This is a genomic window from Candidatus Obscuribacterales bacterium (assembly GCA_019744775.1).
Taxonomy (GTDB): Bacteria; Cyanobacteriota; Vampirovibrionia; order Obscuribacterales; family Obscuribacteraceae; genus SBAT01.
Window position 1 is genome coordinate 650591 of sequence record JAIETZ010000003.1, and the last position, 20514, is coordinate 671104.

Sequence of the window (20514 nt, forward strand, 5' to 3'; positions counted from 1 at the left end):
TGAGATGAAAGCTAGAAAGTCGCTAGGTAACACACTAGCCATATTGGCTGTCATTGTAGGCGTCATTGTCTTATTGGTTGCGTTTTTCATGATGAATTATGGACAGATGATTGGTACTCATAAGGAGGCTCAAACTGCTATTGATGCCACCGCCCTGCAAGTGGCCAAAGACATTTCGAGAGTCGTAATAGGTCCTGCCGATGGTGCGCAGATGGGTTATGTGGCATTAGTCGACCAGGTGCCCAAGAATAATGATCTCAATCAACCGCCAATTGCCGGTATCAATACCCTTATGGCTACGGCACGCCTTGATGCTCTTATTGCCGACAAAATGGAAAATACAACGATGCAGGTGCTTGCTATTCACGATTGGGAACGAGTGAAAAGAGATTCTAGGCTCCTGCGTTCAAAAATAATTGCAGCTGTAAAAAATGGTGAAACAGTCAAAGACAAGAATGGCGAAGCCATTAACATTCAAGCAAATGCTGTAATTGCCTATGACTCTAACGCCGTTAAGATGAGTCACGGTAAACGTGCAAGTGGTATTACCATTTTGCTTGGTAATTACAAAGACCGTTCCGGTATGACCAATATTCCTGTACCTGAGCCGGAAAGCATGGCGCAAGTAGATGCCTCTAACTCGATGAAAGTAGGCAATAGAGTTTGCTATAGGCCTTATGTTCCTGTACAGACGAAGGTTGGTAAAAACAACTTGACCTATATGTTTTCGGCGGTAGCTAGTGAACCGACACTTGTACACGATTCAGATTTTGCTGAAGACGGTGGTAGTAATGACTATTTGATACCGACACTTGTGCAGGTGTCTACTAATGAAACGGTTAACCGAGTTGCCGCTTCGGAACCATCTGCCAGTCAAGCAATTCATGCTGTATCTACAGCAATAGCTGGTTCTGTTCGTCAATCGTTTCCATCGGGAGCAATGCAAGTATCAATGCCTGGCGGACAACCGCCAAAAGGTTACGTTGATACAAGCTCTGTAAAGACCATAATGAATCATTCGCAGATTGTTGTTAAGTCAATTCCACAAGGCAAAAATGCAGACAAGGCTAATGCTGATACTATAGGCGGTGTCTCACCCTACGAAGGATGGAACGCCGCAAGTGTCGGCACGTATTTTAAGGCCACGGCTGATTTTCCTGGTTCAGGTGTTCTTGAGCCTACAAATTTCCGTGGACGCTCAAATGATGATCCTAGTGTGATTCTGAGTTTTTATGTGTACGACTGGTTGCATAACATGTATCTGCGACCCAATATCGAATCAACTGTAAATACGTTAAGCGCTAGCCTCTGGGATAGCGGTAAAGCGGCGGTCAGCTATCATGGTGATTTTTGTTTGCCGGCTATGGCCGACAGTGGAGAGCTCTTACCGGTTACTTTTGGAATTTTCAATGTCAGTACAACGGGCAAAGGCGATCCTCGCGATTTGAACCAGTTCAATCAAGATCCTGAAGCGTACAGGCGACAATTTGCCAATGTTTTTGGCTATGTGGCAGCTGATATGACACTGCCCAACCAATCACTGGTTGTGGCAATGGATAAGAATGCTCGTGTGGTTACAACCAACGGACAACCAGCCGAAATTCTGCTTGATTTGTGGCAAGCAATTGTCACCATGAATGACGTTTCGGCAAAAACATATCAGCTAGCTTATGAAACCCTCATTGATAAAGTTGGCGAAATTGATAAGCTGGAAAAGTCAGGACAGAAGAGCTCGCAGGAATATCAAAAAGCTCTCTCGCAAGCAAGGCGTGCATTTACAGCAATGACTAATGCAGGTTTTGCTGCTAATCTTTCCATTTCCATGATGAATGATAGGAAGGCTATCACCTCCTTGGGTGTAACAAAAAATTCCGCCAAGGACTACAGCATTGTCGGTGGACATTTCTATCCGCTTGATAGGGTTCCGACGAAAGCTGAAATTCTCGGTGATCAGCCGATAAGCAATGGTCAGTCTGCTGATTCCGGCACGTCCGATTGGTTAACACCTCTCAATTCCGAAGGCGGTTCTGCCTTGAAAATTGTGGTCGAAGGAAAGATAGTGGTCTCACATCGCATAGAGCATGGCACTGAACTATTGCAGCCTGCCATGGCTGCAACAACAGTACCGCAGTCAAGCAAAAACATTTTTGTATTTACCGTGAATGGCGATTCAAGCAAATTTGCCGATCAGGGACAAATCAGTATGACTAAGCCTTTGATTAATCCGGCTGATGTGATGCTGAAAAAAGATCAGATTATGTATCAGAACCTGTCCTCTCTTGTCACTACCACTGATGGTTCCAATCTGAAACTGGTTTGGAATTGTGTTGCCAGAGACAACGGCTCAAACTTTACCGGATCATATTTCTCTGACAAGCAGCCTCCGGCAGATCCAAGTACAAAAGCAATGCCGGCAACAATTTCTGATTGGTCGCTGCGCTGCCCCGCGCCTACAAGTAAGCCTCCTGGAGAAACACCACCTGGTGAGACACCACCAGGCGAAACTCCTCCGGAAACACCGACCTGCAAAGAAAAGCCTATTGTCGCCATTCATTCACAGGCCGATTTTGACAATAAAAAAGGTGCTACCGATATGGATTTCGTGACGGTGAAAGCTGATTCGGCAGGAAATTTGACTTATTACTTTAAGGGTCAGCCAATGCATTTTCTAACAGGGGATGCTTGGCTGTCTGCGGTGAAAAGATCACAGCCTGGAGCCTCGCGAAATGTGATTGGCAGCACCGGACCGCTTATCTATAATCGCACCCAGGGCGCCGAAGTTGTTGCGCGATTCAATGATTCTCAGTGGCGCAACTGGATAGTAAATCACGATTTGATAACCAACTCTTCGCAGAAAGCGAGATATACCGGGCCCACTGTTTTGGGTGACTGGAAATATTCAGCTTATTCTCAGGTGGTATTTGAATTGTTGGATGAGTATTCCTGCCCGCAGTTGTATCGCTGGAGCAGTTAAGAGTTTTGATGTTGCAATAGTGTGCCACCGACTAATGCCTGCAGTCCGGTGCGGATCTTTCCTTCGTCATCGCGAGCGGCAGCATCAGCGAGGCGAGAAAGTTCTGCCTCCAGCACATGAGCTTCAGGCGGCTGTGGCTTGCCAACGAAAATTTTCTTGTAACTGGTTTTTGTTAGCCCTTCTTCGGCGGTCAAAAGCTCTTCGTAGAGCTTCTCGCCAGGTCTTAGCCCAGTCACTTCAATTTTGATGTCTTCGTCTGGACGCAGGCCGGACAGCTTAATTAGATCATGGGCCAGATCCAACATTTTTACCGGTTTGCCCATATCCAGGACAAAAATTTCTCCGCCTGCACCGAGAGCGCCTGCTTGAATAATAAGTTGAACAGCTTCAGGTATAAGCATGAAGTAGCGGGTGATTTCCAGGTGCGTGACAGTGAGAGGACCACCTTGAGCAATCTGTTGTCTCCAAATAGGCAGAACGGAACCACGGCTATCAAGCACATTGCCAAAACGGACCGCTACATATTTGGTCTGAGAACGACGACTGAGATCTTGAACAATAAGTTCAGCGGCGCGTTTTGATGCTCCCATGAGCGAAGTGGGATTTACGGCTTTGTCTGATGATACCAGTACAAAAGTTGCCACCGTGTATTTGTCCGAAAGCTCAGCAAGGGTGCGCGTGCCGAGAATATTGTTGGTTACTGCTTCGCTTGAATTGTTTTCCATCAATGGAACGTGTTTGTGTGCGGCAGCATGAAAAACAACTTGCGGTTTGTGTTTTTCAAAAATGTTGGTCATGCGCGTGCGGTCGCGAATATCGGCAATTACTGGTATCAGTTTGACAGGCTCGGGTCTTGTTTTGAGTTCCTGCTCGATGTTGAAGACACTGTTTTCGCCTTTGCCCAAGAGCAAAAGTTCTTTTGGTTGGAACTTCATTATCTGGCGGCATAGTTCTGAGCCGATAGAACCGCCGGCTCCTGTGACGAGAACAGTTCGTCCTTCAATGTAGCCGGCGATTGATGCGTTGTCTAAATCGACGGGTTCTCTGCCCAAAAGATCTTCCAAAGAAACTTCGCGCAACTGATTTATGGAAACTCGTCCATCAATGAGTTCGAATAATCCAGGCAGAATGCGCGTTTCAACTTCAGCGTTACGACAGATATCAACAATGCGGCGAATTTCAGTAGCTGGTGCCGATGGCATGGCAATGATTACTTGATCGATGAAAAGCTCTTCGACAAGAGTTGGTAATTCTTGCGTGCTGCCGAAAATGGTGAGATTGCCTATGCGCAACTTTGCCTTTTGTGGATCATCGTCAACGAAACCTACCAGATCAACACCGACGTCTCTTCTTTGGGATAGCTCGCGCGCAACCATTTGTCCGGCGTCACCGGCACCAACAAGCAGTGCTCTTTTTTGCACCGGTTGTCTCCAGTGGCGACGCTGGCGATGTTCTGTTTCCAGACGACGTAATACTCTTGGGCCGACAAACAAGAGAAATGCCAGTCCGGCTTCAATGAAAATGATGCTGTACGAAAGTTGATTGCCATCAACTGCGGCGAGATTCAAGGCGCGCACGATCATGACTAAAGTTGTGGCGCAAATAATGGACAGACCAAGTTCGGTAACTTCTGTTAGACCGGTATAACGCCAAAGACGGCGATAAACCCCAAAGCACCAATTGGTTGCCAAGTGCAGACATAGGAATATTGGAGCCAGGATTAAGAGCTGGTGAAGGTAAAGGTTGCTTGGGCTGCCGTCAAAGCGAATCAGGTAGGCTCCGGCAAGCGCCACAATGGACAAAACCGCGTCAAGGACTACCTGAAAGACTCGCTTCCAGCGGACCGCAGGCTCTAGCTGCAGGGCATCGTCAGCCTGTGCTGAGACGGGTAATTCGGGTTTATCCGGCGTCAAAGTCAAAACCTATTACTTTAATTGGAATTTCCAAGAGCCGACCCATCTTAACATGGGTCAAGTTGCCCAGGAGTCCTAGGTTTTTGAATTCTTTGTAACGCTCCGGTTCCGCCTACGCGTTAGCGCCCGACGACACATTTAGTGTCGTCTCCTTGCCTCCACCTTCGCTTGCCTCCGGCAACCGGTGAGCGCTCCGCAGCGACCTGCTCATCGCAGCTCTTGCTTCGCTTCTCGTCAAAAATATAAATTAGAGCTTGGCGCCGGTGCCCAGCCATTCCTCGACTTTCTCTTTGGGAACGCCCAAAGCAAGGGCTGTACCCTGGACCGCCATTTCGTGGGTCATGTCAAGAATTCGCAATTCTTTGTAGCGGTTACGGGCTAGTGCACGCATGGGATTTGTTTCCACACTTTGCGTGATCATCATGACCAGAACTGATGTCACTACCAGACCGATTATCAAACTAACAAGGCAAGGTAGTAGCCGTAAAACATCAAATACGGAGCCGGTTTTTTCCAAGTACAAATGCATTAATACGAGGAAGGCGACTCCACCAATAATCAAAAACCAAGGGGAAATTCCAAAATGTTCCAGCGGATCCATTTTGGTTTCTCTTGCAAAAATTCTGTAGGTATAACGAGAGTTGCCGCCCATCGGATTTGTCTTTTTGCCGGGCATCAGCATTAAATAGCCGCCGAGCAACGCGCAAGTGAGAAATGCCGGGCCCACAAATACGGGCAATCCAATCGGTCCAAGTGTTTGCGCCAAACTCATCCATCCGGAAATCATTGTGATCATAACAATGACGGCCATCAATGCGTTGCCTACGCGCAATTCAATTTGCGAACCAAAAATCCAAATGAAATATGCGCTGCCTATCATATGGAGTATGTTTATTTGGCAGAAAGTCGGCAGAACACAATAGTTAATTTGCGCAATGATGTTGTCCTGCTGGAAATATTTTTCGCAATTAAAAGCATTATCTTTAAGCCAATGCTCACCTGACGCTTGTGACAGATAAAATCCAAAAATGCACATCAGAACGAGCATTAATGTTATCCACGGCGTCGGCGGCGTGATGACTACTATTTGATCTTCTCTTTGACTGATGTTGCTCATATGCGGCTTATATACCCAATTAAATTACATGAGAACAAGTGACTTATAACGTGCGTTAAAACGCCGGCGCGGTAAAGTGGAAATTAGAAGGCAATTTAGGAACCCCTGGTGAAATTTTTTGTCTCGACTTATGGACTTTATGTCAAAGTGGCAAGCTATCTGCAGCCATTGATCTTGCTTGCGTTCAGGCTCACCTGGGGCTGGCAGTTTTTCAAAACCGGCAAAGGTAAATTACTACATCATCAGGACATTGTTGGTTTTTTTACTACTTTAGGAATTCCATTTCCTGATATGAATGCCTGGCTTGTCGGCGGACTGGAATGTGTCGGTGGCCTATTGCTGATGATTGGATTGGCATCGAGGCTTGTTGCTTTTCCATTGGCAATAAATATGATCGTTGCCTATCTTGCAGTTGCCGAAGATCGCGTGAACCTTTTTCGTTTGTTTTCCGATCCGGATCCGTTTCTGCAAGCTGATCCGTTTTTCTTTTTGTTGACGTCAGTGATTATTTTGGCATTTGGACCAGGACCGATATCGGTTGATTATTTGCTTGGACGTGCGTTTAAAAAAGTCCGCCCGAAGAATAAATCAGTCTGACAAGACTACCGGAGTATAAGCTTCACTGGTCTCTACATGTGGAACCGGATAATCAGATGATGTGACGTCATTCGTGCTGGAAATTTCATCGATAGGCGCATGAATTGAACCAAGACTTGTGCCGTCATCAATAAATGTTGCCAACAAATTGTGTATAGGTTGCGGTTTCGATGCAGTCAACTCATAAGGCATCGGCTCGTAAGGTGTCGGTAATAGTGCCGACGGACGAGTAGTAGCTGGTGGCTCGGTTGGTGCAGTCGGCGGGGGCGGCTCGCCCTCGAGTTCTTCGAGTCGCTGTCTCATCAAGTTGATAGCAGCGGTAAGTGGTGGCTTACCGACAGCCATACGCAATCCCCAGAAAAGACGGAAGTCGAATCCGGCTAGTCCTGGTGTGTTGTGAGAGCCGAAGTTCCAAATTGGTTCAGCGCGTACAAAAGCTTGTAATCCGGGCACTTGCGGGAACATACGTCTTGCCAATTCAAAGTCGCAAATCCAAGATTGGTTATTAACCGGAATCGAAGCGTTTGCTCCAAACATTTGGCGCCAGTTTTGAACATAGGTGGCAGTGCCGGAGAAAGACCAGCCGCCTCGTTGATACAAACCACCAAAGGTGAAGAATGGATCGATTTCGCGGGTTGCCGGTTTGAAATATCCTCTGCCTCTTAACTGCAATAGTGCGTTGGCAAATAAGACCAAGCGCGGAGTGAGGATGTATGAAAAGGTTGACGCCGGCAATAAGTCGAACACGGGTGTGCCGTTTTGTTGTAGGAGTTCACGAGCTTGAACTTCAAGTTGCAAATTACCGCGCTTAGTTACCGGGATGTCTTGTTGTACACCATATGCCAGTGAGAATATTGTCGTATTAAGCCGCACATTGTGCATAAGCGAGTCGCGGATCATAAAGAAGTTGCCGAAGAGTCGTGTCTTAGGCGTTACGGTCCAACCGACAGTTACGTTGGGCAGCACACGGAAAACGACGTCAGTGGCATTGATAAAACTGAGTTGCCTGAAGTAATCATTTTGTGTAAACGGGTTAAGTGAAGCAAAAACAGGCGGGGGTGGAAAAAATTTCCTGATAAAGGTTCGCTTGCTGGGAAACTGAAATGGGTTGGTTTCTAAACGAAACGTGGTTTCACAAGAAGCGTTGAAATAAAGTCTTGCCGGTAGTCTCTGCAACATTTGCAATTGCAGGTTTTCGCCAAAAGATAGTCTTTCTTCAGCTGCCGGCAGTGGTACCACGTCGGTTGGAATAATACTGCCAGGTATAGCCCGAACATCAGTTCGAACTGCCGGTAAATCGGTAACACCAGGACCCCCACCACCAAAAGCAGGCTGAGCAACAGCGGCACAGTTGAGGGTTGGAAGGATGCCTATAGACAATCCCATCAGCGCTATAGCTGATTTCCCGGCGAAAGATTGTCGAACTTGAAACATGTTGTATATAGCTGCTTTCTTGCAGTTGTATATAGATTCAAAAGCGCAAAGTATATATCACGCACATGCATTTGGTGGCGCCGAAATTGTCTTAGCTTTCTAGTAAGGTCTCGGTCACCAAGTGCAAGACTCAAACATTATATAGAATAAAACTAATAATTGGCCACTTTCTTTGATAACAATTTTGATCGGCTTGAGATCGCTAGACGCCCTAAATTACTACGTTGACCAATTTGTTTGGCACGACAATTATCTTGCGAACGGCAGAGCCATTGAGCTTAGCCTTTACTTTGTCGTCCGCCAAAGCAAGCTCCTCAATTTTTTCTTTAGATATGCCGCGGGCAACCGAAACTTTGTTAACGATCTTGCCGTTAACCTGCAGCACGAGCTCTATCTCATCGGAAATCGTTAAGGCGTCAATGAATTTCGGCCAGGGATGGATATGAATTGAATCATCCTTGCCGTTAGCTGCTCCAATCTGATGCCAGAGTTCTTCTGAAATGTGTGGTGCCATTGGCGCCATGCACAAAAGCAAGTTTCTAACGGCAAACGATACGAGGTTAATTTCGTCGTCGCTCAACTTCATTGCGTCTTTGTTGGAACTGCCCTCGCCGACATAGGCATAGAGACCGTTGACTAATTCCATGCAGCGGGCAATGGCTGTATTGAAACTGAAGCGCTCTTGTGACAAATCTTCAGTCACAGCTTTTATTGTTCGATGCGTCAACTGCAACAGTGATTTGCCTTTTGCATCTAACTTGGCTGGGTCAACTGACTCCGCCTTTGGGTTGATTTCGCTACGTTCAATTAAGCCTTGCACCAAGCGCCAGATGCGACTGAGAAAACGGAATTGTCCAACTGCTCCTTCTTCCGACCACTCGAGCTCTTGCTCGGGTGGAGCGGCAAATAAGGTGAACAAACGAGCAGCGTCTGCACCGTAGCGTTTGAAGAAGTCAGTGGTGCCGACAACATTGCCACGTGATTTCGACATCTTCTCAATTCGTCCTGAGACTGGCGAATACATCGTCACCATGCCTTGCGAAAGAAGATTGGAAAATGGCTCATCACAATCAACCAATTTCAAATCACGCAATGCTTTAGTGAAAAATCTAGAGTAGAGCAAGTGCAAAATGGCATGCTCAATGCCGCCGACATATTGATCGACAGGCATCCAGTAATTAACTAACTCTTTGGCAAAAGCTTCTTTATCGTCTTTGGCATTTGCGTAGCGCAAGTAATACCAACTGGAATCAATGAATGTATCCATTGTGTCGGTTTCTCGACGCGCTGGTTTTTTACATTGAGGACAAGGCACGTTGAGCCAAGATTCTGTCTTGCTTAATGGCGAACCGCCTTCACCGGTGAATGTAATACCTTCAATAGGTAATTCAACAGGCAATTGATCATCTGGAACAGGTACTATGCCGCAAGCCTCGCAATGGATAAGCGGAATCGGAGCGCCCCAATAACGTTGACGGCTTATCAACCAATCACGCAAACGATAATTTGTTTTACCTTCGCCGCTGCCGTTTTCCTGTGCCCATTTGATAATCTTCGGCACAGCATCGGTATTTTTTAAGCCGGTAAAAATACCGGAATTGATCATCACGCCATCGTCGACATAGGCAGCCTTGAGATGCGACTCAGTTGCGTCTTTGGCAGAGATTACTTGTGTAATGGGAAGTGAGAAGGTTTGAGCAAACGCAAAATCGCGTTCATCGTGCGCCGGTACGCCCATCACAGCGCCTGTGCCGTAGCTCATTAATACATAGTCGGAAACCCAGACCGGTACTATGTCGCCGTTAAACGGATTTACGACATGGCTGCCTGTAGGAACGCCGGTTTTGGATTTTTCCGTCGCCATACGCTCAAGCTCAGTTTTGTGACTGGCTTGTTCGACGTACTCTTTAACCTTTGCTTGGTTTTCCGGTGTAGTTAATTCTTTTACAAGAGGATTCTCCGGAGCCAAAACTAAATAACTAACACCAAATACAGTGTCAGGGCGCGTTGTGAATACGCTGATGCGGACATTGGGTTTATTCTCAACCGTGAAATTGAGAATGGCGCCTTCTGATTTGCCGATCCAATTACGTTGCATGACTTTGACGCGCTCGGGCCAACCAGTCAATTTATCGAGATCGTTTAGCAACGGCTCTGTGTAAGCGGTAATCTTGAGAAACCACTGGTCCATTTGCTTTTGTACAACAGGGGTCTCTAAGTGACGCCAGCATGCGCCATTTTCCACTTGCTCATTGGCCAAAACTGTTGCGCAATCCGGACACCAATTTACAGGTGCGCTTTTTCTGTAGGCAAGACCAGCTTTGTAGAATTGGAGAAATATCCACTGAGTCCAGCGGTAGTAGTCGGGAGTTGAAGTCGTTACTTCACGATCCCAGTCGTAGCTCGTGCCCAATTTCTTCAATTGAGAATCACGCATAAACTTGATGTTTTGTTCTGTCCAGGCGCCTGGGTGCAACTTGCGTTTAATTGCAGCATTCTCTGCAGGCAATCCAAAAGCATCCCAGCCCATTGGATTCAATACGTTGTATCCCTGCATGCGCTTGATGCGGCTTATGACATCAGAGATTGTGTAAACCCGCATGTGTCCCATGTGCAAATCGCCCGATGGGTAGGGAAACATGACCAACGAATAAAACTTCGGACGCTTGTCGCCGTCAATTGCCTTATAGATCCCAAAGCCTTCCCACTTCTCTTGCCACTTCTCGTCTATTTCTTGCGGGTTATATTGCTGCGACATGACTTTTCCTATTGTTGACCCGAAAATTTTAACCCGCTTAATGAAGGCAGGCAAGGCAAAGCGGGCGTCATGATAAGATTCTTGTTCTATGAATAAGACAGAAGACATTGCCAAGCAAGCAATTCCTCAGGACATCCTTGAGGAAGCAGCTGAACTCGCCCGTGGCGCGGAGATTTTGCCGGATGGGGTAAATGCCCTGGCAGCCAAAATTTGGCAGGCTCGCAAAGAAGGTAGACCGCTTCGTGTGAAGTTAGGAATCGACCCAACATCAACGGATTTGCATGTGGGACATGCTGTTTGTTTTCGTAAGTTAAGTCGTTTTCAAAAATTCGGTCATCAGATTGTTGTGATTATTGGCGGATTTACCGCACAAATTGGCGATCCGACTGGACGCAATTCAACGCGCCCGCCTTTGACTGCAGATGACGTAGCCGTCAATGCTAAGACTTATCTAGATCAGATGGGTTCAATCATCGATCTTAATAAGGCAGAAGTCACAAACAATGGCGACTGGTTGGCTCCCCTAAATTTGAATGACCTCATCAAGTTAGCGAGCAAAGTAACTGTCAATCAAATGTTGGCAAAAGAAGCATTCGGCAGTCGTATTGAACAACAATTGCCGGTGCATTTGCACGAATTGTTTTATCCAATATTGCAAGGCTATGATTCTGTCGCAATTAAATCCGACATTGAATTAGGTGGTACTGATCAACGATTCAATATTCTTGCCGGACGTGAACTACAAGGACATTATGGACAATCACAGCAGCTAGCGATGTTGCTTCCATTATTGGAAGGCACTGACGGCGTGCAGAAAATGTCCAAGTCGTACAACAATTACATCGGGCTCAAAGAAATTCCTGATGATATGTTCGGCAAATGCATGCGCATACCGGACAATTTGATCATCAAATACTTTGAGATGACTACCGATTGGACTGGTGCTGAAATAGATAAGCTCAAGGCAGAATTGGCTGCCGGAGCCAATCCTAAGGATGCCAAAGAAAAGTTGGCTTGGCAAATAGTCTGCCAGTACCACAACAAGGATATTGCAGACAAGGCGCTTTTGGAATGGACTCGCGTGCACAGTGAAAGGCAAGTGCCTGAAGAAATACCTTCGCATGTTGTCACCGCTGATTGCCAGCTATTTCGAATTATGGTTGAATCCAAATTGACCTCCGGTACCGGTGAAGCGAAGCGCCTAATACAAGAAGGTGCGGTGCGCCTTGATGGCGAGCAAGTCCGCGAGCCCAATGCTCAAGTGACAATCAGCAAGCCGGAAGGGGTTGTGTTGCAGGTCGGTCGCCGTAAGTTTGTTCGTCTGGTTAACAAATAGCTCGATTCCAACGGGCGCATGCAATGCGCCCCTACGACGCACGGAAATAATTTCTTCATAATTGGCATGTATGGCGGCTTTGGGAACAAAGTCCAATAGGGTGTAGTCAAGAATTACAGTGGGACGGATTGGCTGGACTTCTAAGTAATGCATTAGGCAGCGCTCTGAGGTAGCTCGGCTGACTATCGGCATGGGTCATAAGAGGGTTGTGGGCATATTTTTGCCCATTCAGTTCTTTGCGCCCTTCTAGAGGAAACTACAATGGCAAGCGGCTTTGTATATCGTTGCTGGACCAATAACAATCGTGGGTCCAGCGGCAATTTTTTGGTTTTTGTGTCGACAACAATTGCGCTTATGGTGATGTTTATGGTCACTAAAGCGAGCGCCTTTGTTGCCACAGTGACAGCAGTTGAAGCAGGTAATCATAGATTTCTAGTTGAAGAAGAAGCTATGTCTCAGTCTGAATTGAAAAAGGTAATTAAGCCAAAATCAAAAGTGGCAAAAATCAAGACTAAACACAAAAGACATTTGGCACGAGCAAAATCTAAGAAAAGATGGAGACCATTTGCGATCGCTCATCATGGCGGACACAGCTTGGGCAGCCTGATGAGCACAGCCACTGCCGAAAGCGCCGGCATTGCTTCCTGGTATGGACCACGCTTTCACGGAAGAAGGACGGCATCCGGCACGCGTTATGACATGAACGAAATGACCGCCGCTCACAAGAGCCTTCCTTTCGGCACAAAGCTGCTTGTCACCAACAAAGCAACTAACAGAAGTGCTGTCGTTACCATTACTGACAGAGGTCCGTATGCGGGCAAGCGTGTCTTGGACTTATCCAAGGAAGCCGCACGCCAATTGCATATGATTCGCTCAGGTATCGGCGAGGTTGAGTGGAAGGTCCTCTAAGAATTTACTTATAATAGTGAAAATCATTGTTACAACTGACAACGCGTAGCCTGTTGGGGACTAAACTGTTCCTGTTCCCGACGGGAGATTTGCTCAATGAGTTCAACAACCATGCAACCGCAAGCAGATGCCGCTCAAAGGCAGCCGAAACTGCGCAGGCAATTTGTCAGCTTTTCCTTTTATCAAATAGATCCGCAGTGGCGGAAATTGCCTAAGCAAGAACGCGAGCAAGGCAAAAAAGAAATTGAGCAAGTAATTAAGCGTTTTGTCGATGAGAAGAAGTGCCAGATTCTTACCTATTCAACAGTTGGTATGCGTGGCGATGCAGACTTCTTGCTCTGGATAATTTCATTTGAGCTGGAGCCTATTCAAGAATTGACCACGGCTATCGCGGCAACCTCAATGGGCGCATATCTTACGCGTCCGCATTCGTTTTTGGCTATGACAAAGCGTTCTATGTATTTGGACAGAATTAACCCTGAGCATCAGGAAGACAGAGCTCATGTCATTCCAGGCAAGTTCAAGTACTTCTTCGTTTACCCGTTTTTGAAGAAGCGTGAATGGTATCTTTTGCCGATGGAAGAGCGCCAGTTGATGATGGATGAGCACATCCGAATTGGCAATAAGTACCCATCAGTGAAATTGAACACTACTTATTCTTTCGGCATCGATGATCAAGAATTTGTGGTGGCTTTTGAAACTGATGTCCCAGCTGATTTTTTGGATCTGGTGCAAGAGTTGCGTGAATCCAAAGGCAGTCTATACACCTTGCGCGATACGCCAATTATTACTTGTATCGCCATGAGCACCAAGGAAATGCTCGACAGCCTAGGTGGCTAAGGCACATGGAAGATTTAATCTTCGCTCGAATGCAAATGGGGGTCTCGCTGGTCTTCCATATTGTCTTCGCTTGCATTGGTGTTGCCATGCCCTTGTTGATGGTGATCGCCGAATGGCTGTGGCTTAAAACCGGTGACGATGTTTATTTGGACTTAGCTAAACGCTGGGCTAAGGGCACCGCAATTTTGTTTGCGGTGGGAGCTGTGTCGGGAACGGTAATATCTTTTGAGCTTGGTCTTTTGTGGCCGAAGTTTATGGAATTTGCCGGTGCTGTAATCGGTATGCCTTTCGCTCTTGAAGGATTTGCCTTCTTTACGGAAGCCATTTTCTTAGGCATCTATCTCTATGGATGGGAGAAAGTAAGTAAGGTGCAACACTTGCTTGCTGGTGTAGTTGTGGCTTTAAGCGGTGCTGCCTCAGCAACTTTTGTTGTGATTGCCAATGCTTGGATGAATACCCCAGCAGGATTTCGCCTGGAAAACGGCAAGCCCGTGGATATCGATCCTGTTGCAGCAATGTTTACGCCGGCTGCTTTACCTCAAATCTTGCATATGGATATTGCGGCTTACGCGGCAACCGGTTTCCTTGTTGCCGGTATTCACGCTTTTATGCTTCTTAAAGATAAAACCAATCGCTTTCATCGAGCCGCATTTGCTATTGCTCTTTCAATAGGCGTGGTTATGGGTATATTGGAGCCGTTAAGTGGGGACTTCCTTGCTAAAACAGTAGCGCATTTTCAGCCGGTAAAACTAGCTGCGTTTGAAGCGCATTTTCAAACTGAGGCAGGAGCGCCATTGCAAATTGGCGGAATTCCGGATTTGGAAGCGCGTGAGAACAAGTACGCAATATCTATACCGTATTTGCTAAGCATTCTTGCATTTAGTGATCCCAAGGCTGTTGTTAAAGGTTTGAATGACTACCCAAGAGATCTTTGGCCGAATATCTACATCATTCGCAATGCCTTTCAAATAATGCTTGGCTGCGGCATGGTAATGATGCTGGTTTCGCTATGGGCTGCATTTATATACTGGCGTAAAAGAGTATTGCCGGATTCCACGACATTTTTGAAGACAATGGTTTTTTCGGCACCGCTGGGATTCCTTGCTGTGGAATGTGGTTGGTTGGTCACAGAAGTGGGGCGTCAACCCTGGGTAATACAAAGCGTTCTTAAAACAGCCGATGTAGTGACACCTATGCCGGGGCTTATCGTGCCCTTTGCATTTTTTAGTTTGCTCTATGTTTTTTTGTTTGTGATCGTAGTTTGGCTTATTCGCCGTCAGGTAATTGAAAGTTCGCCGTAAGGTGCATGCATGCTGCCTATAGAAGTTCTTTTAGCAATCATTATGGTTATCTCGCTGAACTTCTATGTTCTTTTAGGTGGTGCTGATTACGGTGGTGGCGTGTGGGATCTTCTTTCATTTGGTCCACGCAGAGATAAGCAAAGAGAATTGATCGCGGAAGCAATCGGACCAATTTGGGAAGCGAACCACGTTTGGTTGATATTAGTAATTGTCATTCTGTTTACAGGCTTTCCTCTGGCTTTCGGGCAGATAAGCACTTACTTGAATATTCCCTTGACCTTAATGCTTGTTGGAATTGTCTTGCGTGGGTCTGCTTTTACATTCAGAAGCTATGACACCAAAGATGACTCGGTGCAGCGGCGCTGGGGGCGTATGTTTGCCATTGCCAGCACTATTACGCCCATCCTAATAGGTATTCTTGTCGGCGCAATATCCTCAGATAAATTCCCTTTGTTGACCTCGGATTTTGTTTCCAGTTTTGTCTGGACGTGGTTGCGACCGTTTCCTGTTTGTGTGGGGTTTTTTGCTCTAATTTTGTTTGCATTTCTAGCTTCTGTTTATTTGACCCTAGAGGCTGAGGATGCAGATGTAAAAGAAGACTTTCGCAAGCGTGCACTGGTATCAAGCATCCTTGTATTTCTAATGGCTGTGTTGGTATTTCTTTTAGCTGGTGATGATGCTCCTCACATAAGGCATGTGTTAACAAACAGCATCTGGACTATTCCACTACATCTGGCGACCGGATTTTTTGCAATCGGAGCGATTATCACGCTCTGGATGCGCAAGTATGATTTGGCGAGACTTTTTACGGTCCTTCAGGTCTCATTAATATTGTGGGGCTGGGCGCTCGCACAATTCCCGTTTCTGGTGAGACCTGCCATAACCATATACGCCGCCGCTGCACCTAAGATCACGTTGGAACTTTTGCTGGGAGCCTTAATTGCAGGCGCATTGCTTCTTTTCCCGTCCTTTTATTATCTCTTTGTTGTATTTAAGACAAAGAAAGCGGATTAATTGAAAAACCGGAACAATCGGTCATAGCCTCCATCATTGCCTACTTTAAACAATCGGCAACGGCACAATATAACTCGACTAGTCGAAATAGAGCAGCTCGAAGTTTTTTGGATCTGCAGCTTGCTGCAGGAATTTACCGTTGGTGCTGTCTTTTGAATAGGCCCTGTGCAGCAATTCTGTTGACAGTTGATCAAAACCTCGACGTTTAGCTATTCTGGCAAGCGCTGCAAAATTCTCTGCTTTGCGCTGGTCTTTGGGTACGTCATCAAGAACTTCTTCAATCCACTCAAGCTGTTTGATGCTTTTGCGTAGAGGCATAGCAAATTCCATCAGGCGTTCTTGTTTTTCTTGTTGTGTTTCTTGAGTGCCTTTTCGATAGTGCTCTTCTGCTTCGTCTAATTTACCCTGGCGCTCTTCTGTAACGGCAAGGTGAAATAAATGCTCTGCTGCTATTCCTTCAAAGCACTTTGAGTTATTGTCAAATATAACCAGCTTTTCTAATGCCTTTTCTGCGTCAGCAATTTGGTAGTTTCTTTCCATGCACCTGCTTGCACGGAATAAGTCATTACTGTACTTCGCCTTTGCTGCTTGAGCCTCAGGTCCGTTTCGTTGTGCCAATTCGAGCTCTTCGTCAGAAGTGAGAGGGCTGAAGTCAACGCCTTTACTAATTTCGATGGATAGACGGCAGACGCTATCCAGCGGATTGCGCGGTTCTTCGGCAGGCGTCAAATTGAGCAGCCTGTCCAGCTCTTTGCCAATATCTTTCTCGGACATGGCTCCATGATAGGGACGCATTAAATCAATGTCTGTGGTGGGAATCCCATGGCTGTGTTAATTCATAGCGGGATTTTTAGGCTGATTGTGGGAAGTCCACCATTGAGCCGGACTGCATTTACCCCTAGACTGACCGCAGGTAAAAGGCACAAAAGGAAACCCATAATGGCACCTCTGAACCCGTTAATTCCCAATTCCAGCGAACTGGAATCCACCCTCAAGCTTGAACAGAACGATATCAGGACACAGGCTGCGACGCGGCTTCTAGAAGACGTGCGCGGATCAGTTGTGAAAGTGATGGCGGGGACAGATACCAAATTTTGTTGCGATGGATTTTTCATCAATGATGGTACGGAAATTGTCACAAGCAATAATCTCTTTCAGTCGGAAGACGCGATTAAGAATATTCAGATAGTTACAAATACTGGTGAAACAATTGCTGCGGAAATTGAGAAACGCCAAGATGGTCACGACGAAGTAGTACTCAAATTGCCTGGTGTTAAGCCGGGCAGTCATAAGGGTTTGAAACTAGGCTCAAGTGATGAACTTGTTGAACGTGAAAGTGTTTATGTCTATGGACATAAAGAATGGAATGCTCCGCCTGTATTAGCAGCTGGACGCGTGCAATCGCATTATTTTGTTGAGGGCGAAGATGTACCGAGACAGCAATTTATCGACTGTGTAATGCCACCAGAAGTGGGCATGTCCGGCAGTCCGCTTATTAACGAAGATGGCGAAGTCGTCGGTATGTATCGTACGCAGAGAGAAACCAAGCCAAGCGCATCCCAAAATGTCTTGGTCAAATTTGATGATGTCTATGAAATCCAGAGTGTTCTGGATGGTAAAAGAGAGACTGCGTCTGCTGATGCCGCAGAGACTGTTGAAAAACCAACCGAAGCGCAACTGAAAGCCATTACCGACAAGGTTGGTAAGTTGACCAAGCCAACAGTTATTGAAATTGGTGCGGATTGGTGTCCGGCTTGCCAGAAAATGCAATCAACACTCGATAAAACTGAGAAGAAATATGGCGAAAGTTTGCAAGTCGTAAGAGTCAATTTTGACAAGGACAAGGACTTCGCGCGGGCTTTCAACGTAAGGGCTTTGCCGACGGTAATTTATATAGGCGTTGGGCCGGATGGTGAGATATTGAGCCAGGAAGACAGCGTTGGTTTTTCGGAGTCAGCCTTCCAGCAGCATATCGACAAGTTACTTAAGGACAAGAAGCCTGAGACTAGTCCCTAGCCCTAACTCCAGCCTTAATTAGATCGTCTGGACAGGCGAGCCGCCTGGACCGTATCATGTCATCTTTGGAACCGGGCTCCGTTGCCCAGAACGTAAGGCCAGTCAGCCATGCAGGGATTTGAACCCGCAAAATTAAGCCGGCAAGTTATTACAAGCTGCTTTGTAGTGGCGGCTCTTGCCTTTCTGGTTGTTAATCTGGTCGTAGGCAAGACAGTAGGCGCCTCTGACGGACGCATTTGCCGGGAAATGTTCAGTGAGAAGGAATATCACCAGCCGGGCTATGGTAGTTGGGCTTGGTGGTTGACCAAAGAATATGTCGATGCGAAGAATCCTGCTGATGTTGTTGTCTTAGGAAGCTCGCAGATTAACACTGCTGTTCTGGCAACTGACGCGCATGAATCACAACAAGTAATTGACACGCTGACACACAGAGAAATCACTTCACTAGAGCACAGGCTCAACAAAACTGTCGGTGATGGCAATCTAAGAGTATTCAACGCGGCAATAGCAGGTGCAGTGGCTTCCGACTATTACATGGTGGCTAAAGCGTTGTTTGGTGGTTATTCCAAACCGAAGTTAGTGATTATTGGAGTTTCGCCACGTGACTTTATTGATAATGAATTGCCTGTCGCTAGTGCCACAGCTCCGTTTAATTACTTCAGTCGATTTGTTGATACCGGTAGGATGACTCAGCTAGCTTATCCGGATCCGATTGCCAGATTGAATGCGCAATTAGGTATGACTTTTGATAAATTGCCATTGCGTCAAGTTCATTCTATTCTCGATACTTATTTGCTTGGACAGAAGAAGGAAGAACCCAAGAAACATTCCGGCAATGCTTTGTTGGCTGCTGTGTCTAATGCTGCGCAGGTCGTAAAACCTGGTGAGTGGATGATTCCGGCAAACATGCCGCCTATTTATGTCGATAATTCCTATGAATACGTAAAACGCTATAAAGACCCCAACCCGCCGAATTACCCTATTCAGTTGGCATTCTTCGATGAATTACTTTCGTGGCTGGCAAAAGAAAATGTCAAAGTTTTAGTAGTGGGCATGCCGACGCGTCCGGAAAATCGTCAACTTTTGTCGCCGGCATTCTGGAGCACTTATAGACTGACGCTCAACACCCTTTGCCAAAGAAACGGTGCCTATTTTGTAGACGTGTCACATTGCAATGATTTTGAAAAATGCGACTTTGTCGATACAGTTCACATGAATGCATCCGGCGGAGCAAAAATCCTAGATGTGTTTGCCGAAGGAATTGCAAAACGTCAGGACTTGCTTGCAGCTATCAAACAAGACGCCAGTATCGCTTCAAGACCCTGATTTAACAGGCTTATTAATGACGACGCCGTCTGCAGTAATTTGTTTGACTGTGCCATCTTCAAAAATCTGTAAGAGCGAATCCTGATTTTCAGTAAGCTTGATGGCGAATTGCTTTGTTGTCGGCTGTTCTAGATAGACATCTTTGTTGTCTGTGTTTTGTTTGTATAATACCCAAGTGTGCTGTGTGCCCCAGAAAGAGTCCGCAGGCATTGGTTCTTTAGAGTCTTTGCACAACCATAATCCGTCTTGATCGCGGAATGTCTTCTGACCGCTTTCGGTTTGCTTATAGCGATAAAGAGTGCCGTCTTCTAAGGTAACACCGAGCATAAAGTAGTTGTCGCCGCCGCCGAGTCCTTTTTCGATTTGACCACCGTAGTATGGACTTGTGTTGTCTTGTGCTTCTTTCTCTTTTACCGCAAGCTCTATGTCGAAGAAGATTGGCACCGGTTTTTCTTTGACACCAAATCCATAGTAATCAGCAATAGCAGCAAATTCATTGAGCGATTTCTTGTTGACTGGAGTGCGCGCGCAGCATTGTGCTTGAAAGTAGAATTTCTCTGATGGGTATTCATCCATGCGCACTTCTGTCTGGCGCTTGAAACGACGGCACCGATAATAATTTGGTTCTTCTTCGCCTTTATTGTTTGTATAGTCTTCGCGACAAAGAGTAATTTGACGAGCGAGGTAGTCCCAGGGTTCGCCCAACTTGACCTTGATAGCATGCTCGAAGCGTTCTTGACGCTCTTCGCGAGATAATTGCAGTATGGCGGCATTGTCTATTGGCTTGGCTAATTCCACATCTGACTCGTGGACTCTGTGCAGTTTTTGTCTCTTTTCCACTTGGAGGTTAAATGTCTCGTAGGCTTCTTTGTGGAAGTTGTCGGAAACAGAATCTTCCGCCTTTGAGGGAAGCGGCTGTTCGTTGTTGTCTCGGTGAGCTACAAGCCCGAATAAGGCTTTCATAGGATTTGCCATAGTT

At 46.4% G+C, this 20514-nt stretch carries 15 protein-coding genes; 9 read left to right on the top strand and 6 right to left on the bottom strand.

Features of this window, described 5'->3' with window-relative positions:
• The first annotated feature begins 4 nt into the window (after nucleotides 1–4).
• The gene (locus K2Y22_09630; protein ID MBX9878706.1) at nucleotides 5–2974 is read left to right on the top strand and encodes a hypothetical protein; all 2970 of its coding nucleotides are present in this window, start codon (nucleotides 5–7) and stop codon (nucleotides 2972–2974) included.
• Here the strand turns inward: K2Y22_09630 and K2Y22_09635 are convergent.
• Nucleotides 2971–4887 carry a polysaccharide biosynthesis protein gene (locus K2Y22_09635; GenBank protein ID MBX9878707.1) on the bottom strand — a complete coding sequence of 639 codons (1917 nt, stop codon included), beginning with the start codon at nucleotides 4885–4887 and terminating at the stop codon, nucleotides 2971–2973. The two genes, K2Y22_09630 and K2Y22_09635, sit on opposite strands and share 4 nt — an antisense overlap.
• A gap of 247 nt (nucleotides 4888–5134) precedes the next feature.
• Nucleotides 5135–6004, bottom strand: a complete 870-nt coding sequence (locus tag K2Y22_09640) for a rhomboid family intramembrane serine protease (protein ID MBX9878708.1) — start codon at nucleotides 6002–6004, stop codon at nucleotides 5135–5137.
• Between the two features lie 108 nt (nucleotides 6005–6112).
• Between K2Y22_09640 and K2Y22_09645 the strand changes: the two genes are divergently transcribed.
• Nucleotides 6113–6601 (top strand): DoxX family protein, encoded by a 489-nt coding sequence (locus K2Y22_09645; GenBank protein MBX9878709.1) that lies wholly within the window; start codon nucleotides 6113–6115, stop codon nucleotides 6599–6601.
• Here K2Y22_09645 and K2Y22_09650 read toward each other — a convergent pair.
• Both K2Y22_09650 and leuS read right to left on the bottom strand, forming a co-directional pair.
• Nucleotides 6593–8035: a hypothetical protein gene (locus tag K2Y22_09650; protein ID MBX9878710.1), complete on the bottom strand. Its 1443-nt coding sequence runs from the start codon at nucleotides 8033–8035 to the stop codon at nucleotides 6593–6595. The two genes, K2Y22_09645 and K2Y22_09650, sit on opposite strands and share 9 nt — an antisense overlap.
• Nucleotides 8036–8246: 211 nt before the next feature.
• Nucleotides 8247–10793: a leucine--tRNA ligase gene (leuS, locus tag K2Y22_09655; GenBank protein MBX9878711.1), complete on the bottom strand. Its 2547-nt coding sequence runs from the start codon at nucleotides 10791–10793 to the stop codon at nucleotides 8247–8249.
• 88 nt (nucleotides 10794–10881) lie between these two features.
• On the opposite strand from leuS, the gene tyrS reads away from it, so the two are divergent.
• From tyrS to K2Y22_09680, 5 genes are all read left to right on the top strand, one after another.
• Complete coding sequence (tyrS, locus tag K2Y22_09660) at nucleotides 10882–12129, top strand: tyrosine--tRNA ligase (GenBank protein ID MBX9878712.1); 1248 nt, start codon at nucleotides 10882–10884, stop codon at nucleotides 12127–12129.
• Nucleotides 12130–12390: 261 nt separating this feature from the next.
• Nucleotides 12391–13038, top strand: coding sequence for a septal ring lytic transglycosylase RlpA family protein (locus K2Y22_09665; GenBank protein MBX9878713.1), 648 nt, complete (start codon nucleotides 12391–12393; stop codon nucleotides 13036–13038).
• Between the two features lie 96 nt (nucleotides 13039–13134).
• Complete coding sequence (locus tag K2Y22_09670) at nucleotides 13135–13878, top strand: chlorite dismutase family protein (GenBank protein ID MBX9878714.1); 744 nt, start codon at nucleotides 13135–13137, stop codon at nucleotides 13876–13878.
• Nucleotides 13879–13883: 5 nt separating this feature from the next.
• Nucleotides 13884–15179 carry a cytochrome ubiquinol oxidase subunit I gene (locus tag K2Y22_09675; protein ID MBX9878715.1) on the top strand — a complete coding sequence of 432 codons (1296 nt, stop codon included), beginning with the start codon at nucleotides 13884–13886 and terminating at the stop codon, nucleotides 15177–15179.
• A 9-nt stretch (nucleotides 15180–15188) separates the two neighbouring features.
• Nucleotides 15189–16193, top strand: a complete 1005-nt coding sequence (locus tag K2Y22_09680; GenBank protein ID MBX9878716.1) for a cytochrome d ubiquinol oxidase subunit II — start codon at nucleotides 15189–15191, stop codon at nucleotides 16191–16193.
• Nucleotides 16194–16271: 78 nt separating this feature from the next.
• Here K2Y22_09680 and K2Y22_09685 read toward each other — a convergent pair whose 3' ends face one another.
• Nucleotides 16272–16967, bottom strand: coding sequence for a hypothetical protein (locus K2Y22_09685; GenBank protein ID MBX9878717.1), 696 nt, complete (start codon nucleotides 16965–16967; stop codon nucleotides 16272–16274).
• A 165-nt stretch (nucleotides 16968–17132) separates the two neighbouring features.
• Here K2Y22_09685 and K2Y22_09690 point away from each other — a divergent pair, with 165 nt between their 5' ends.
• Both K2Y22_09690 and K2Y22_09695 read left to right on the top strand, forming a co-directional pair.
• On the top strand, nucleotides 17133–18209 hold the full coding sequence (locus tag K2Y22_09690) for a trypsin-like peptidase domain-containing protein (protein ID MBX9878718.1): 1077 nt from the start codon (nucleotides 17133–17135) through the stop codon (nucleotides 18207–18209).
• Nucleotides 18210–18317: 108 nt separating this feature from the next.
• Nucleotides 18318–19535 carry a DUF1574 domain-containing protein gene (locus K2Y22_09695; GenBank protein ID MBX9878719.1) on the top strand — a complete coding sequence of 406 codons (1218 nt, stop codon included), beginning with the start codon at nucleotides 18318–18320 and terminating at the stop codon, nucleotides 19533–19535.
• Here K2Y22_09695 and K2Y22_09700 read toward each other — a convergent pair.
• Entirely contained in the window at nucleotides 19524–20498 is a 975-nt protein-coding gene (locus K2Y22_09700; GenBank protein ID MBX9878720.1) for a hypothetical protein, read from the bottom strand. The two genes, K2Y22_09695 and K2Y22_09700, sit on opposite strands and share 12 nt — an antisense overlap.
• Nucleotides 20499–20514: the final 16 nt, after the last annotated feature.